The sequence below is a fragment of the Reyranella aquatilis genome, assembly GCF_020880995.1.
GTDB lineage: Bacteria > Pseudomonadota > Alphaproteobacteria > Reyranellales > Reyranellaceae > Reyranella > Reyranella aquatilis.
Genome location: NZ_JAJISD010000007.1, coordinates 146,020 through 162,410, shown reverse-complemented (window position 1 = coordinate 162,410; position 16,391 = coordinate 146,020). Strand labels below are relative to the sequence as shown.

General features: G+C 68.0%; 13 protein-coding genes. 4 read left to right on the top strand and 9 right to left on the bottom strand.

The features are described from left to right. The first annotated feature begins 46 nt into the window (after positions 1-46). Positions 47-1,417, top strand: coding sequence for a H(+)/Cl(-) exchange transporter ClcA (gene clcA / locus LJ725_RS17075; RefSeq protein WP_230551844.1), 1,371 nt, complete (start codon positions 47-49; stop codon positions 1,415-1,417). Between the two features lie 196 nt (positions 1,418-1,613). Here the strand turns inward: clcA and LJ725_RS17070 are convergent, their stop codons facing one another. From LJ725_RS17070 to LJ725_RS17045, 6 genes are read right to left on the bottom strand one after another with little or no spacing between them, the layout of a single operon-like run. After that, positions 1,614-2,708 carry a carboxylesterase family protein gene (locus LJ725_RS17070; RefSeq protein WP_230551843.1) on the bottom strand — a complete coding sequence of 365 codons (1,095 nt, stop codon included), beginning with the start codon at positions 2,706-2,708 and terminating at the stop codon, positions 1,614-1,616. Next, a complete protein-coding gene (locus LJ725_RS17065) occupies positions 2,708-4,348 on the bottom strand; it encodes a GMC family oxidoreductase (protein WP_230551842.1) in 1,641 nt (546 codons plus the stop codon). The genes LJ725_RS17070 and LJ725_RS17065 overlap by 1 nt, the downstream gene beginning before the upstream one ends. 16 nt (positions 4,349-4,364) lie before the next feature. Beyond that, positions 4,365-5,204, bottom strand: a complete 840-nt coding sequence (gene panB, locus LJ725_RS17060) for a 3-methyl-2-oxobutanoate hydroxymethyltransferase (RefSeq protein WP_230551841.1) — start codon at positions 5,202-5,204, stop codon at positions 4,365-4,367. 23 nt (positions 5,205-5,227) lie between these two features. Then, positions 5,228-6,724: a sensor histidine kinase gene (locus tag LJ725_RS17055; protein ID WP_230551840.1), complete on the bottom strand. Its 1,497-nt coding sequence runs from the start codon at positions 6,722-6,724 to the stop codon at positions 5,228-5,230. A gap of 7 nt (positions 6,725-6,731) precedes the next feature. Then, a complete protein-coding gene (locus LJ725_RS17050; protein WP_230551839.1) occupies positions 6,732-7,529 on the bottom strand; it encodes a response regulator transcription factor in 798 nt (265 codons plus the stop codon). Beyond that, positions 7,459-8,058, bottom strand: a complete 600-nt coding sequence (locus LJ725_RS17045) for a hypothetical protein (RefSeq protein ID WP_230551838.1) — start codon at positions 8,056-8,058, stop codon at positions 7,459-7,461. Before LJ725_RS17045 ends, LJ725_RS17050 begins: the two co-directional genes overlap by 71 nt. A gap of 95 nt (positions 8,059-8,153) precedes the next feature. Here LJ725_RS17045 and pepN point away from each other — a divergent pair, with 95 nt between their 5' ends. Continuing rightward, complete coding sequence (pepN, locus tag LJ725_RS17040; protein ID WP_230551837.1) at positions 8,154-10,805, top strand: aminopeptidase N; 2,652 nt, start codon at positions 8,154-8,156, stop codon at positions 10,803-10,805. A gap of 140 nt (positions 10,806-10,945) precedes the next feature. Further along, a complete protein-coding gene (locus tag LJ725_RS17035; RefSeq protein ID WP_230551836.1) occupies positions 10,946-11,356 on the top strand; it encodes a hypothetical protein in 411 nt (136 codons plus the stop codon). 9 nt (positions 11,357-11,365) lie between these two features. Here the strand turns inward: LJ725_RS17035 and LJ725_RS17030 are convergent, their stop codons facing one another. Next, a complete protein-coding gene (locus tag LJ725_RS17030) occupies positions 11,366-12,940 on the bottom strand; it encodes a GMC family oxidoreductase (protein ID WP_230551835.1) in 1,575 nt (524 codons plus the stop codon). 90 nt (positions 12,941-13,030) lie between these two features. On the opposite strand from LJ725_RS17030, the gene LJ725_RS17025 reads away from it, so the two are divergent. Beyond that, positions 13,031-14,269, top strand: coding sequence for a Zn-dependent hydrolase (locus tag LJ725_RS17025; RefSeq protein WP_230551834.1), 1,239 nt, complete (start codon positions 13,031-13,033; stop codon positions 14,267-14,269). A 10-nt stretch (positions 14,270-14,279) separates the two neighbouring features. Here the strand turns inward: LJ725_RS17025 and hutC are convergent, their stop codons facing one another. Both hutC and LJ725_RS17015 read right to left on the bottom strand, forming a co-directional pair. Beyond that, positions 14,280-15,002, bottom strand: a complete 723-nt coding sequence (hutC, locus tag LJ725_RS17020; RefSeq protein WP_408015755.1) for a histidine utilization repressor — start codon at positions 15,000-15,002, stop codon at positions 14,280-14,282. Further along, positions 14,996-16,363 carry a formimidoylglutamate deiminase gene (locus tag LJ725_RS17015; protein ID WP_230551832.1) on the bottom strand — a complete coding sequence of 456 codons (1,368 nt, stop codon included), beginning with the start codon at positions 16,361-16,363 and terminating at the stop codon, positions 14,996-14,998. Before LJ725_RS17015 ends, hutC begins: the two co-directional genes overlap by 7 nt. Positions 16,364-16,391 lie beyond the last annotated feature (28 nt).

The window sequence follows — 16,391 nt, the reverse complement described above, 5'->3', positions numbered from 1 at the left end:
TCCGGTTTCGCCGGGCATTATTGCACCTCATCATCGGAGGGTGCGCGTGGCTTCAGGAGATCGACCGGCAGGGCAATCGATCTCCGATGCCGCCTTGTACGTTCTGGCGGCACTGTGCGGCGCAGCCACCGGAGTCCTGGGCGCCGGCTTCCATCTGATCGTCGATACGCTTGTCCGCTGGCCTTCGTGGCTGGTGGCGTACATGGGGCATGGCCCCCTCACCATGGTTGTCGCGGCGGCGATTGCCGCAGTCGCGCTGGTTGCCGCCTTCTTCCTCACGCGTCGTGTCGCGCCCGAAGCGGCGGGCAGCGGCGTGCAGGAAATCGAAGGTGCGATGGAGGGGCTGCGCGAGGTGCGCTGGCGGCGCGTCCTGCCGGTGAAGTTCGTGGGCGGCGTGCTGGCGCTGTCGTCAGGTCTCGTGGCGGGACGAGAAGGGCCGACCATTCACATGGGCGCGTCGATCGCGCAGGCCGTTTCGGAGCGGCTGAAGCTCAGCGAGTCGGAGTTGCGCGGCCTGCTGGCGGCCGGCGCCGCGGCCGGCCTGGCCGCCGCGTTCAATGCGCCGCTGGCGGCGATCCTTTTCGTGATCGAGGAAACGCGCAAGCAGTTCCGTTACACGCTGCGCTCCTACACCGCCGTCATCATCGCCTCGACGGCCAGTGCCATCGGCATGGAACTGGTCGGCGGCACGGCGCCGCAGCTCAAGCTCGACAATGCCGAGATGCCGCTGTCGCTGCTGCCGGCCTTCCTGGTGCTGGGCGTGTTCCTGGGCGGGCTGGGCATCGTCTTCAACCGCACGCTGCTCTTCCTGCTCGATTGGGTGGCGGACACGTTCCGCAAGGTGCCGTTCGTGCCGGCGCTGCTGGTCGGCGCCGCCGTCGGTGTGCTGGCGCTCGTGCTGCCGCAGGCGGTGGGCGGTGGTGAACTTCTGATCCCCGGGATCGTGAGCGCCAACCTGCCGATCACGGCGCTGCTGCTGCTCTGCCTGCTGCGCTTCGTCGGCGTCATGGTGAGCTATCCGGTGGGCGTGCCCGGCGGCATCTTCGCGCCGCTGCTGACGCTCGCGACGACGGTCGGCCTGATCGGCGCCTGGCTGTTGCAGACCGCCGTGCCGCTGCCGCCGCTGGCCGGCGCCGCCTTCGTCATCGCCGCGATGGGCGGATTGTTCTCCGCGTCGATCCGCGCGCCGCTGGTCGGCGTGGTGCTCGCGGCCGAACTGACCGGCGGCTATGCGCTCATCCTGCCGCTGATCGTGACCTGCGTGACGGCCAATGCCGTGTCGCAGGCGCTGGGCGGGCGGCCGATCTACGAACTCCTTCTGGAACGCACCCTGCGGCTGTCGGGCCAGGCGGTGCCGCCACCGGTCACGACAGGCGTTCTGTCGCCGGTCGGCGTGGACGAGGACCGCCGCGCTTGAGATCTGCCTGCTTCAGGTTCCGCCGCACAACCTCATCCTGAGAGCCGGGCCGGGAATGAATGCAGCGAAAACAACGGGCTATGAAAAGCCCCTATGACCTCACCCTGAGGAGCATCGCGCAGCGATGCGTCTCGAAGGGTGGGAACGCGCACCTTGCCTGTTGCCCATCCTTCGAGACGGCCACTCCGTGGCCTCCTCAGGATGAGGATGGCGACAGGAACCAGTCGAGGATCCGTGGATTCTCGTCGCGTGGATAGGTGTGCGAGAGGTCGGCGATCTCGCGATAGGTGACATCGGCTCCCGCCTGTTCCAGAGCACGCTGCGCGCCCTGCGCCATCTCGGGCGGAAACATCCAGTCTTGCGTGCCGTGGACGATGTGGATGGGCAGGCCGCGCAGGCGCTCGGCATCGGCGAAGGTCATCAGCATCGGATGGAAGCTGGCGGCGACCGGCGCGAGATGGGTGAAGCGGCAATCGCCGCGCAGGCCGACGACGTAGGTGAAGGTGCCGCCGTCGCTCATGCCGGTCAGCAGCTGGCGTCCGGTGTCGATGTTCCAGTCGTTGGCCACGTCCGCTGCCATGCGGTCGATGCGTGGCCCGTCGATCTCCGGTTCCATGAGCGACCACGTACTGCCCGACGCCGTGGGCGCCAGCACAATGAAGCCGCGCGTGCGTGCTTCCCGGACCCAGCTCCACAGGAAGGCGCCGCCATTGCCGCTGCCGCCATGCAACGCCACGACCAGCGGCCAGCTTTTGGCCGCGTCGTAGTATTCGGGAACGTAGAGCGAAAAGGCGCCGCGCGTGCCCGCCGGGCCGGCGATATGCATGAAGCCCACGCCTTCGCGCGCCGGATCGGCGGCCGCGAGCCGCGCCTGCAGCTCGGTGTCGCCGCGCGCGGCCTGTTCGAGAAAGAAGTGACTGACCGGCTTGAGGAAAGGGGTCAGCGGATAGAGCGCCTCGCAGGCCCGCGGGTAGCCGCGCAGGGTACGGTACGCGGCTACGATGGGTTGCGGCGCGTCCGGCGCGGCCATCAGGCCGGCAAGCGTTTCTTGCGCCTGCTCCGCCGCGCGCTCCAGATGATGGCGCACCGGCGCCAGGCGGCCCGGCCAGTCCAGAGCGCGCGAGGCGGCCAGGGCGGGGCCGAGATCGTCGGTGCGCTTGGCGAGGGCCTCGATGACCTGCGGCAGGGTGGCGGGGGAGAGATGACGCGATGCGAACTCGATGGCGTTCAGGGCGCGCAGAGTCGCCGGCACCAGCGCAGAGATCACCTCGACGGCGGCCTCGTCGGCCATCAGTCCTTCAGCACCGTGGCCTCGAGCGGCGGCTTGCCGCGGATCATGTCGGCCGCCTTCTCGGCGATCATCAGCACGGAGGCATTGAGGTTCGCCGACGGCATGGTCGGCATGATCGAGGCGTCGACCACGCGCAGCCCGTCGAGGCCGCGCACGCGCAGCTGGTCGTCGACGACGGCGGTCGGATCGTTGTCCGGCGCCATGCGGCAGCTACCCATCAGATGGAACGTCGTGGTGCCCCGTTCCTTGGCGGCCTGCAGCAGGTCGGCGTCCGACTGCTTCTCCGAGCCGGGGAACTCCTCGCGATCGTAGTACTTGCTGAGCGCCTTCGAGCCCAGCAGCCGCCGGGCCAGCTTCATGCCGGCCAGCAGCACGCGCCGATCGCTCTCGGCGCCGAGATAGTTCGGCTGGATGACGGGATGCTCGAACGGGTCGGCGGAGCGGGAGCGGACATAGCCGATCGAATCGGGACGCTGCTGCCACGAGGCGATGGTCATGCCGGGGAAGTCGTCGAGCGTCGACTGGACGCCCTCCTTGTAGCTGGCAGGCGTGAAGGTGAGCTGCAGGTCGTAGTTCTCGATGCTCTCGTCGGACTTCCAGAAGACGTAGATGAGCGTCGGATTGAGCGTCAGCAGGCCCTTGCGCGTGGTGACGTATTTCAGGACCTCGCCGGCCAGGCGCAGGCCCTTCGAGCGCTCGTTGATGCTGACCGCGTTCTTGACGCGGGCGACGAAGCGCGGCGCGTAATGGTCGCGCAGGTTCTCGCCGACGCCCGCCAGTTCATGCTTCACCTCGATGCCGAGCGACTTCAGCAGCGGCGCCGGACCGATGCCCGAGAGCTGCAGCAGCTGCGGCGAGTTCACCGTGCCGCCGCTCAGGATCACTTCCTTCCGGGCGCGGACTTCCATCGCCTTGCCGCCGCGGCCGCCCTTGAGATAACGCACGCCGACCGCGCGCTTGCCGTCGAGCACGACCGATGTCGCATGCGCGTGGGTGCGCACCGTGAGGTTGGCCCGCGACATCGCGGGATGCAGATAGCCTCGCGCGGCGCTGACGCGGCGGCCATTCCTGATGATGCGCTGGACGTAGCTCACGCCTGCCTGGGTCGTGCCGTTATAGTCGGAATTGCGCGGGATGCCCTGTTCCACCGCGCCTTCGATAAAGGCCTCGCACAGGGGATCGCGCCATTCGAGATCGGTGATCGGCAGGTTGCCGTCGCTACCGCGGAAGGTGGCATCGGCGTCGCCCGCCAAGCGGTTCTCGCTGCGGCGGAAATAGGGAAGCACGTCGGAATAGCCCCAACCGCGATTGCCACGCTGGGCCCAACCGTCGAAGTCGAGCCGCTGGCCGCGATTGTAGATATGGCCGTTGATCGAGCTCGAGCCGCCGAGGGTCTTGCCCCGCGGGGCGGCGATCGCCCGGCCGCCGGTCCATTCGCTGGGCTCGGACTTGTAGAGCCAGTTCACCTTGGGATCGACCAGCGTGTACATGAAGCCGGCCGGGATATGGATGAAGGGATGCCAGTCGCGCGGACCGGCTTCGAGCACGCAAACCGTGACGTTGGGATCCTCGCTCAACCGGCTGGCCAGCACACTGCCCGCCGAGCCGGCCCCCACGATCACGTAGTCGAAACTCTCCATCCGGTCGCTTCCTCCCTCAGGGACGGGATTGACCACCGGATTTGGGCAGGAAGCAATGCTCCATTGCGGGAAAACGACGCGCCTTCACGTCGGCTGAATAGGCGGCCGCGGCCTCGGAGATTTTCCCTCCAAGATCCGCGTAGCGCTTCACGAACCGCGGGGTGAAATCGCTGAACAGGCCGAACACGTCCTCCGACACCAGGATCTGCCCGTCGCAGGCGGGCGAGGCGCCGATGCCGATGGTCGGGATGGAGACCGACCGGGTGATTGCGGCGGCCACCGGCTCCAGCGTGCCTTCCAGCACCACCGCAAAGGCGCCGGCCTCGGCCATCGCCTCGGCGTCGCGCGTCACTTGGCGGGCTTCCTCATCGGAGCGGCCGGTCGCCTTGAAGCCGCCGGCCACGTTCACCGCCTGCGGCATCAGCCCGACATGGGCGCAGACGGGGATGCCGCGCTGGACGAGGTAGCGCACCGTCTCGGCCATAACCTCGCCGCCCTCCAGCTTCACGCCACTGGCTCCGGTCTCGGACATGATACGCGCCGCGCTGTGGAACGCCTGCTCGGGGCTGGCCTGGTAGCTGCCGAACGGCAGGTCGACGATCACGCAGGCATGTGCGGCGCCGCGCATCACGGCCGAGCCGTGGGCGATCATCATGTCGAGCGTGACCGGCAGGGTGCTGTCGAAGCCATAGACGACCATGCCCAGCGAATCGCCGACCAGCAGCAGGTCGACATGCGGGTCGAGCCAGCGCGCCATCTGCGTGGTGTAGGCGGTGAGGCAGACGATCGGCTCACCGCCCTTGCGGGCGCGGATCTGCGGCGTGCTCACTCTCTTGGCTGCGGTGACGGCGCTCATGATCTCTCACCTTTCGACGGCAACTAGTGGATGACGGCGCGGGGCAACCGAACCCTGATCGACAGACCGCCGCCGGGGCGATTGGCGGCCATCACCTGGCCGCCCAAGGCCTCGACGTTGCGCCGCACGATCCAGAGGCCGAGGCCCGAATGCTCGACGGCACGGTCGCTGCCTATGCCATCCTCGGGGCGCAAAGAGAAGTAGCGTTGGAAGACGCTGTCGATCTTCTCGGGATCGATTCCGGGTCCCTCGTCTTCGACGATGAGTTCGACGGCATCGGGGAAGACGCGCAGCGAAACGGCGATACTCTTGCCCGCAGACGAGAAGCTGATGGCGTTCTCCAGCACGTTCTGCAGGACGATCTCCATCATCCCGGCCGCTGTCCGAACGACCGCGCCGCGGTCGAGTTTCACCGTCAATCCGATCTCGCGAGTCGCGAGGATCTCGCGGAAATGACGGGCCGCATCTTCGACAAGTGGCGCGAGGTCGGTCGGCACGCGCGGCGCGTCGATCAGGTCGGCGGTTCCCATGTCGTGACGCTGCGCGGCGTTCACCAGGCCGAGCAGGCGGGCGAGCGAGGAGTCGATGATCTCGAGCGCACGCCGGGCCCGCTGGTCCTGCTCGGGCACGGCGCGCTTCACCGGGCTCAGGGCCGACTGCACGGCGGCAAGCGGCGTCTTGAACGAGTGGGCGTTGTCCTCGGCGGACTGGCGGATCTCGCGCGACACGCGGCGTAGTTCGTGGACCAGCCGATCGAAGTCGCGCGCCACGCCCGACAGTTCGGGCACGGTGTTGCGCTCCACGAAGGTCGCGTCCACGGCGCGGCCCAGGGCGATCTCGTCGGCGACGTTGCGGAAGCGGCGCAGGCTGAGACGGATGCCGAGCACGACCAGCACAGCGAGCAGCGCGCCGACCAGATAGATCGCGGCGGCGATCCGGATTTCGCGCGTCTGCCAGTAGGGGCGGCCGATCGAGGTGTCGAGAAACTCGGAGGCGACATGCGTGGTCGTCAGGATCCAGCAGTTGCCGCGGGCGCGGATCGGGATGATCGAGGTCAGCAGCTCGACCGTCCCGTCGGCGCGGCTGTAGCGCATCTCGTCGGATGCGTTCCAGGTGCAGGCCTCCGACAGGCGCAGCAGGATGCCACGCTGGCCCAGCTCCTCCAGCTCGGCCGTCACCGCTTCCGGCCCGAGCGGCGGCGCCGACGCGACGAGAAAGAAGCGGCCGGCCGAGCGTGCCGCCGGCGGCTGGAACATCAGCTTCAGCACCGTGCCGCTGCTCGCATACTTGGCGAGCTCGCGGTTGAGGTTCATCGGCTCGGACGGGTCGGTCTCGCGCAGCACCGGCGCGAGCGCCTCGGCGATCAGCGCGCTGCGGTCCTGGATGGCGCGCGTCACCAGGGCCTGCATCTGGCTGTCGGCGCTCTCGAACTGCCCGTAGAGCACGATCGGCAGTGCTACGAACAATCCGATCAGCGCCGCCAGCTTCAGCGTCAGCGAGGCGGCGAGGCGGCGCAGCACCGGAGCGCTATTCCTTCCCCCAGCGGTATCCGAACGACTGGTAGTTCTCGATCTCGCTGAACTCGGGATCAATGGCGCGGAACTTGTTGCGGATGCGCTTGATGCAGGAGCGGACGTTTGTCCGGTAGCCGTTCTCGCCGCTGCCCGCGATGAAGCCGACATAGTGCATGCAGTCGTAGACCGCGCGGTAGCTCACGTAGCTGCCGATGTTGGCGGCGAGCGTGTGGACGATCTTGAACTCGGTGACGGTGAGGTTGAGGTCGGTTTCGTCCCAGAAGGCGCGGCTCACCGCAGGCTTCAGCAGCAGTCGGCCGCAATGGAAGTTGCCTTCGCCGTCCGCCGACATCGGCTTCTCGGCACGGTCGGCGATCAGCCGCAGGCGGCGCGCGAGGATCGGCACGCCGCGCGACTTGTCGACGAAGTCGATGGCGCCGCGGTCGAGCGCGAGCTGCTCGTAGTTGGGTTCGCTGTGTCCCGTCAGGAACACGACCGGGAGGTTGATGCCCGCCCGCCGCAGCTTCGGCAGCAGGTCGATGCCCGAGACGCGCGGCAGGCCCCAGTCGAGGACGATGATCTCGATGTCGCCCGCCGACTCCAGGAATTCGACCAGGCCGGTGCCGTCGCGGAAGGCGGCGACGTCGAAGCCATGGTCGCCCAGCTCGCCGCTCGCGACCTCGCGGAAATCGTCATCGTCTTCCACGAAGGCGATGCGGACCCGCCGGCCGCTCTCGATCTCAGCGTCGGCCCTGTATGCGGGATTGGAGCTGGGCCAGACAGAGCCGTCGTCCTTCGTCTGTGTCGTCATCGCTCTTCACCTTGTACGCGAGGGTTCCGTACTGCTTGGTTTCGACATCCGGATAGAGCTGGATGTCCAGGGTGCACTGGCCGTTTCGGTAGCGCCACTGCTTGCCGGGCGGGCGAGCTTCCTCGCTGGTCGGCGGCCCGAGCATCGCGCGAAGTTCGGATTCGCGGTAGCCGGTGAGCACGGGCGGAGGGACATTGGCCACGGGCGCGTCAGGCGCGGAAGCGGGAGCGGGCGGCGCGGCGGCAGCTGTCGTTGTCGCGCCGGCTGGCTTCGCGGGGCGTGCGGGGGGCGGCGGCGCAGGCTTGCGTGCTGCGGTGGTGGCGGCGGGCGCAGGCGAGGTGAGGCGCGCGAAATCGGCACGCATCGCCTCGCAGCCCGAGAGGAGCAACATGCCCATGCCGGCGCCGAGCGTTCGTGTTGCCAGAAATCCAAGGGTCATCCGCATCGAAGAAAAGCCTGCTGACTGGCGTAAAGCGACCATGTGGCGGGTTTGCGGCAAAGCGCCCGGTAGCGGCAGGGCAATTCCCAAGGGAGCGGCACCGTCCGTCCTGCAGGATTGCGGCGAGTCGTCACCCGGGGCAAGCGCGATTTCCGCGCCGTCCCAGGCTGGCGTATGAGGTTTTCATGGACATCAGCAAAGACATGACCGCCGCGCCCCGCACGATCCGCCGCGACGACTATACGCCGCCGCCATTCCTGATCGACACCGTCGATCTCGTCGTCGAGCTATTCGCGGACTCCGCGAAAGTCGTCTCGCGCATGGCGGTGCGCCGCAATCCGGCGGCGGTCGCGAAGCCCGCCGATCTTGTCCTCGACGGCAAGAAGATGGACCTCCTCTCCGTTTCCCTCGACGGCCGGGCGGCCGCGCACGAGGCGACTCCGGAGACGCTCGCGATCCGAGCCGTGCCGGACCGCTTCACGCTGGAAATCGCGACACGGCTGCGACCGCAGGACAATGCCGAGCTCACGGGCCTGTACAAGTCGCGCGACATCTTCTGCACGCAATGCGAGGCGGAGGGCTTCCGACGCATCACCTATTTCCTCGACCGGCCCGACGTGATGGCGCGCTACACGACGCGCATCACCGCGGAGAAGTCGTTGGCGCCGGTCCTCCTGTCCAACGGCAACCTCGTCGAGCGGGGCGAATTGGACGGCGGCCGGCACTTCGCCGTCTGGGAGGATCCGTTTCCCAAGCCCTCGTATCTGTTCGCGCTGGTCGCCGGGCCGCTCGACTGCCTGGAGGACCGGTTCACGACCCGCTCCGGCCGGGAAGTGACGTTGCGCATCTACGTTCGCCCGGGCGACGTGCCGCGTTGCGATCACGCCATGGAATCGCTCAAGAAGTCGATGAAGTGGGACGAGGACGTCTATGGCCTCGAGTACGATCTCGACACGTTCATGATCGTGGCCATCGACGACTTCAACATGGGCGCGATGGAGAACAAGGGTCTGAACGTCTTCAACTCGAAGCTCGTGCTGGCCAATCCGGAAACGGCGACCGACCTCGACTATCATTCGATCGAAGCCGTCATCGCCCATGAATACTTCCACAACTGGACGGGCAACCGCGTCACCTGCCGCGACTGGTTCCAGCTTTCCCTGAAGGAGGGGCTGACCGTCCTGCGCGATCAGCAGTTTTCCGCCGACATGGGCTCGGCGGCGGATGCGCGCATCGACGACGTGCGCCGCCTGCGCGCCGCGCAGTTCCCGGAGGATGCCGGGCCGATGGCCCATCCGGTGCGGCCGGACTCCTACATCGAGATCAACAACTTCTACACCGCGACCGTGTACCAGAAGGGTGCCGAGGTGGTGCGGATGATGCACACGCTGCTGGGGCCCGAGCGCTTCCGCAAGGGCATGGATCTCTATTTCCAGCGTCATGACGGCCAGGCCGTCACCTGCGACGACTTCGCGAATGCGATGGAGGACGCGTCGGGCGTCGATCTCGCGCAGTTCCGCCTGTGGTATGCGCAGGCCGGCACGCCGGACCTCAAGGTCGAGGGCCGTTACGACGCGGCCGCGCGGCGCTACACGATGACGGTCGACCAGAGCCTGCGGCGGACGCCGGGTCAGCCGGACAAGAAGCCGATGCACATTCCGCTGTCGGTCGGCCTGCTCGACGGTGCGGGTCGGGACCTGCCGCTGAAGCTCGCGGGCGAAGCGGCGGCGGGCGGCACGACGCGCGTGCTCGACGTGCGCAATCCGCGCGACGTGTTCGTCTTCGAGGATGTCCCCGAGAAGCCGGTCGCCTCGCTGCTGCGCGGCTTCTCCGCGCCGGTGAAACTCCAGGCGCCGCGTTCGGAGGAGGAACTCACCTTCCTCATGGCGCACGACAGCGATCCGTTCGCGCGCTGGGAAGCCGGGCAGCAGCTCGGCGCCCGGCTGATCCTCGACATGGTTGCCGCGCGCAAGGCCGGCAAGCCGATGGTCGTGCCGGACCTCTTCGTCGATGCCATCCGTCGCACGCTCGACGATCAGCGGCTCGACCGCTCCTTCATTGCCGACGCGGTGACCCTGCCGGGGCTCGCCTTCCTGGGCGAGCTCATGCCGGAGATCGACATCGAGGGGATGTGGGCCGCGCAGCAGCGCGTACGCGGCGTGCTGTCACAGCAGCTCGCCGATCGATGGAGCTCGGTCTACGACGCCAACCATGGCAGCGGTCCCTATCGCTTCTCGCCCGAGGAGGTGGGCCGCCGCCGCCTGCGCAGCACGGCGCTCTCCTATCTCTCGACAGACAAGGGCGAGGCCGCGCGGCGCCGGGCCGTCGAATATTTCGAGAACGCGAAGAACATGACCGAGCAGGTCGCGGGCCTCGGCGTGCTCGCCGAACTGGGCGGTGCGGAGGGAGATGCCGCGCTCGGAGCCTTCCATGAGCGCTGGAAGGGCGAACCGCTGGTTCTCGACAAATGGTTCGGCATCCAGGCGCGCACGCCGACCGGGGACACCCTCCAACGGGTGAAACAATTGGTCGACCATCCTTCCTACGACCGGAAGAATCCGAACCGCGTCTATTCGCTGATCGGGGCATTCGCCTCGGGCAACCCGGTCCAGTTCCATGCCGGCGGCGGGGCGGGCTACCGCTTCCTCGCCGACCAGGTGCTGGCCACCGACCGGTTCAACCCGCAGGTCGCGGCCCGCCTGCTCGCGCCGCTGGGGTCGTGGCGGCGCTACGACGCCGGACGGCAGACGCTGATGAAGCGCGAACTGGCGCGGATCGTGGCGGAGAAGGGCCTGTCCCGGGACGTGTTCGAAATCGCGTCGAAGAGCCTTGACTGAGGATTTTCCGTCATTATTTCATCTTGACTGCCACCTTGAAAGGTTGCTGTAAGACTGCAGACTTAAGTGTTGTGTGTGGGAAAAACGTGTTCCGGGTCGGCCTGTGGGGGGCTGGGCCGGAACCTTGGGGTCGTAAAATCATGCAGACAAAGACGAAATTGATCATTTCGGCTGTCGGCGGCGCTGTGATCGCTCTCGGCGCCGTAGCCTTTGCTCAGACGACTGCGCTCAGCCCGTCGGCTGGCGCGCAGATGGGGGCTGCTCCACAAACTGCAGTAGCCCCGCAAATAACCATGCCGGGTGAGGTGACCTGCTCGTCGCAGCACCAGGAGCAACCGGGTATCACCACGGCCGACCTTCTCTCGGATTCCTACGAGATCAAGGCCGCGGTGCCCGGTGGCGTGTGGTTGCAGAAGAAGAAGGATGTCTTCTACTGCAACGCGGGCGTCACGCGCGACGACGAGACCATGTGCTGGAAGATCCGCGCTCCGGTGAAGGGCCAGAACTGCAATGAGGCCCTGAGCAAGGCCCGCGCGAAGGACCTTCGCTAGGCAAACGGGCTAGGCAGGCGCGCCCGGATGGGCGCGCTTCAGCTCGTCTGCCATCTTTTCCGCGATCATGACCGTCGTGAAGTGCGTGTTCGCACGTACCACGGTGGGCATGATCGACGCGTCGATGACGCGCAGGCCCGAACAGCCGATCACCCGGCATTCCGGATCGACGACCGACCGGGGGTCTTCGGGTGAGCCCATGCGGCAGGTGCCGCTGGCATGCTGGGCATCCGAGCATTCGTTGAACATCCAGTCGTCCAGCGCCTTTGCGTCGAACGGATCCTCGATCGAGCGTCCCGTCGTGCCGTACTCGACGCGGGTCGAGATCGCCCTGAAGGCGGGCTGCTGGCAGAGGTCGCGCAGGCGCTGTACGCCGTCGCGCATCCGCACGAGGTCGCTCTCGTCCGACAGCATGCGCTCTTCGACCTGCGGGTCGATCGAGGGATCGCGGGTGGTGATGCGCACCGTGCCCTCGCTGAGCGCCTGGAAAGCCGAGACGGCGAGTCGGGCCCGGGCGGTGCCGCCATCTTCCTCGGGGCGGAGGTTGCCGGCGATCACGATCATGTCCGTGATGCCCGCGCCCGCCAGCCCCGAGGAGTAGCGCAGGCAGCAATTGGTGTGGCGATGCATCAGCGTGCTGACGCGCGCCTCGTCGCGCAGGTCGAGCATGAGGCCGAGGATCGGGTGGTCGAGCAGGTGTTCACCGACCGGCCGTTCGGCCACGACCGGGATGCCAAGACGGTCAAGCAGGGCCCGCGGGCCGATGCCCGAGCGCTGGAGGATCGCCGGCGAATGGATGGCGCCGGCCGACAGGATGACTTCGCGCCGCGCACGCACATTGCGCGCCTCGCCGCCCGCGCTGACGCGGACACCGCTCACATGCGGTCGGTTGCCCTCGAACTGCAGCGTGTCGACGACGGCCCCGCCCACGACTGTGAGGTTCGGCCGGCCGCGCGCCGGCTCGAGGTAGCCGTCGTTGGTCGAGATGCGCAGGCCCTGGCGGCTGTTTATCGCGTAGGGCCCGACGCCGTTGCCGGTCGGTGCGTTATGGTCGTCGCACCAGGGATAGCCGAGGCCCAGCGCCGCCTCGCGCAGCGCGCGGTCGACGGAGCCCCACTGCTCTATCGGCGCGCGGTAGACGGGGAGAGGTCCTTCGTTGCCGTGATAGGGGAGGTTGCCGAAGTCGACGTCGGTTTCGAGCTTGCGGAAATACGGAAGGCAGGCGTCCCAGTCCCATCCGGTGGCGCCCATCGAGGCCCAGTCCTCGAAGTCCTCGGGGATTCCGCGGATGGCGATCTGGCCGTTGATGGTCGAACTGCCGCCGATGGCGCGCCCGCGCCACAGCAGCTTCGGCTCCTGCCGCTCGGTGCGGCGCGCCAGCAGCTTCGGGTACCGGTAATTGTCGTCGCCGATGGCGCGCAGCGGATTGGGAATGCGCAGGTGATGCGGGGTCTCGGCGGTCCGGAAATCCCGGCCGGCCTCCAGCAGCAGGACGCGCAGCGCCGGTTCCTCGCTCAGCCGCGCCGCGAGCGTTGCGCCGGCCGAGCCGCCCCCGATGATGATGTAGTCGTACTCGCTGTCCATGGTCGATATCTCGTCGTTCCGGCGGATGGCATGTTTCTTGGTTAGAATGCCATCGCTCGTTCAGAAAGCCGCACGCAAAAGGAGCGCCGCATGGTCGCAAACGTCCTGGAGGTCAATCCCGAACGCCTTTGGGAGAGCCTCGAACGATCGGCCGAGATCGGACGCTTCCGCGACGTCGGCCTGCGCCGTCTCGCTCTGTCCGCCGAGGACAAGCAGATGCGCGACCTGTTCGTCGACTGGGTGAAGGCGGCGGGCTGCTCCGTCGAGATCGACCGGCTGGGCAACATCTTCGCGCGGCGGCCGGGCACCGATCCGTCGCTGCCGCCGGTCGCGATCGGCAGCCATCTCGACACCCAGATCTGCGGTGGCCGCTACGACGGCATCCTGGGCGTGCTGTGCGGGCTGGAGGTCGTGCGCACGCTGAACGATCGCGGCCTGCAGACCAAGCGCGGCATCGAGGTGATCTGCTGGACCAACGAGGAAGGCGCGCGCTTCAACCCGCCGATGATGGGCTCCATGGCCTTTGCCGGGGTCCTGCCGCTGGAGAGCGTGCTGGCCACCACCGACGATGCCGGCGTGACGGTCGGGCAGGCGCTCGACGAGATCGGGTACGCCGGCTCCGCCCCGGTGGGCCGCACCTTCGATTCCTATCTGGAACTGCACATCGAGCAGGCCCCGGTCCTCGACCGCGAGGGGTGTGACGTCGGCATCGTGGTCGGTGGCTACAAGACCCAGGCCCTGCGGCTCACGATCAACGGCGACACCGGTCATGCCGGCGGCACGCCGATGGCGCAGCGGCGCAACGCGCTGGTCGGCGCCGGCTACGTCATTGCGGCGGTCAACGACATCGGCCTCGTCTATGCCGTTGACGAGGGCCGCACGACGACGACGCGCATCGAGAGCTTCCCCAACCTTGCCGGCACCTACGCCGAGCAGGTCAAGCTCACCATCGACTTCCGCCACATCGACGAAGGCCGCTTCAAGGCCATGCGCGCCGAGGTCGATGCCGCGATCGCGGCCGCGGCGAAGAAGGCGAATGTCGATATCGAGGTCGCCGAGGGCTGGAGCTGGGGCAGCGAACTGTTCGCGCCCGAATGCATCGAACTGCTGAAGTCGACGGCGAAGGAACTGGGCCTGCCCTATCGCGAGATGCGCAGCCAGGCCGGTCACGACGCCTACGCCGTCGCGACGATGGCACCGACCGCCATGATCTTCACGCCCTGCTTCGAGGGCATCAGCCACAACGTCAACGAAGCGATCGAACTCAGGCGCTCGGTGCCGGGCGCCAATCTCCTGCTGAACGCTGCTGTCGCTCGCGCGAACCGCTAGCGCGATTCAATCAAGCCTGGGTTGGCGTGAAGCGCGCGACCAGCTGGTGCGAATCGCCCGGATAGGTGAGGCGCACGTGCGTGACGGGCAGAGCAGCGCGCCAGGTCCGGCGTTCGACGATCAGGCAGGCGGTCGTCGCGGGCACCGACAGGAACGCCGCCCATTCCTTGCCGGCACTGCTGGCGCCGATCCGGTGTTCCGCCGCGGTCCAGGGCACGCTGTCGAGCAGCCATCGCCCCGGTGCGATGTCATGGAAGCGTTCGACGGCCGCCTCGGGCACGGCCTCCGCATTGATCAGGCGCTCTTCCAGGCAGAAGACGCGGTCGCCGGCGAAATGGCGGACCAGGAGGTCGACCACGCGACCGGGGGACCCGGACCCGAGCCGCTCGCGATCCGCCGCCGTGCTGCGTCGTGTGGCGCGCGACACCAGCTCGAAACGGTAGGGGAGGCCAAGCGCCAGCACCTCGGCCTTGATGTCGTGGATCTCCAGCACCGCCGCCTGCGACTGGGGGCGCGTGACGAAGGTGCCGGCCTTGCGTCGACGCTCCACCAGGCCGGCGCGGGCGAGCCTGGCCAGCACGTTGCTCACCGTCATGCGCGAGCAGCCATAGGTCTCCGCCAGCTCGTGCTCGGTGGCGATGCGCGCGCCGGGCGCCAGCTTGCCCGACAGGATCTTGCCCTGCAGGTCGCCCAGGATCTTCTGGTGAAGGGACGGTGCGGCGGCGGTCACGATGGGTGCAGTACCTTGTGCAGCGCCTGCCGGTAGCGTCGGCCGATCGCGTCGCGGTGGATGTGCAGCCCGCCGGTCACGAGCCTGGCGCCGGCGCGCCAGACGCAATCCACGGTCTGGCGGCCGCCGCCGAAGATCCAGCCGTCGAGCCAGCGGTCGTGACGCCGATGCGCGAGCGCATTGTCGTCGGCCTTCAGGCTGACGAGATCGGCCGGCTGTCCGGCGGCGAGCGTCGCCGGCGCCCCGAGCGCCTGCGCGCCGCCGGCCAGGGCCGCGTCGAACAGGCTGCGCCCCACCGACGGTGTCGAGGCCCGGGCCATGGCGTTGCGGGTGTGCAGGGAAAGTCGCTGGCCGTATTCGAGCAGGCGCAGTTCCTCGGCGGCGTCGATCAGCACGTTCGAATCCGAGCCGACGCCGAAGCTTCCGCCGCGTTCCACGAAGGCCTGCGCGGGAAAGAGTCCGTCTCCGAGATTGGCCTCGGTGATGGGGCACAGGCCCACCGTCGCCCCGCGCGCCACGATGCCCTGGCTCTCGGCGTCGGTGACATGCGTGGCATGGACGAGGCACCAGCGCCCGTCGACCGGCAGGCGATCGAGCAGCAGCTCGACCGGCCGCTGGCCCGACCAGGCGAGGCAGTCCTCGACCTCCTTCGTCTGCTCGGCGACATGGATGTGGACGGGGCCGCCGTCGGCGAGCGGCAGGATGGCCGCGATCTCTTCCGGCGTCGCCGCACGCAGGCTGTGCGGTGCGACGCCGACCACGGCGCCGGGCAGAGACGACACGGCCTTGCGGCTGGCCTCGATCAGGTTTCCGTAGCGGTCGATATCGTTGACGAAGCGCCGCTGGCCCGGTGCTGCGGGCAGGCCGCCGAAGCCGGCATGGCGATAGAAGACGGGCAGGAGCGTCAGAGCAATGCCTGTCTCACCCGCCGCCGCCGCGACCCGCGCCGCCAGCTCGGCGATGTCGGCATAGGGCGCCCCATTCGGATCGTGATGCACGTAGTGGAATTCGCCGACGCGGGTGAAGCCGCTTTCGAGCATTTCCACGAAGGCCTGCGCGGCGATCGCCTCGACCTCCTCGGGGCCCATATGGTCGACGAAGCGGTACATCGCCTCGCGCCATGTCCAGAAGCTGTCTGCCGTGGCGCCGCGCTGCTCGGTGAGGCCCGCCATGCCGCGCTGGAAGGCATGGCTGTGCAGGTTGGGCAGGCCGGGCAGGCCGATCTCGTGACGTTCGTCGCCCGCCTCGGCCGGGCATTCCTTCACGAGGGTCTCGATGTGGCCATCCGCGAGGACGAGGCGCACGCCGTCGGTCCAGCCGTCGGGGAGGAGGAGGGAGCGAAACCAGAGGGCGGTTCTGGACATATTATTATGTATAGTCATAATAAGAACG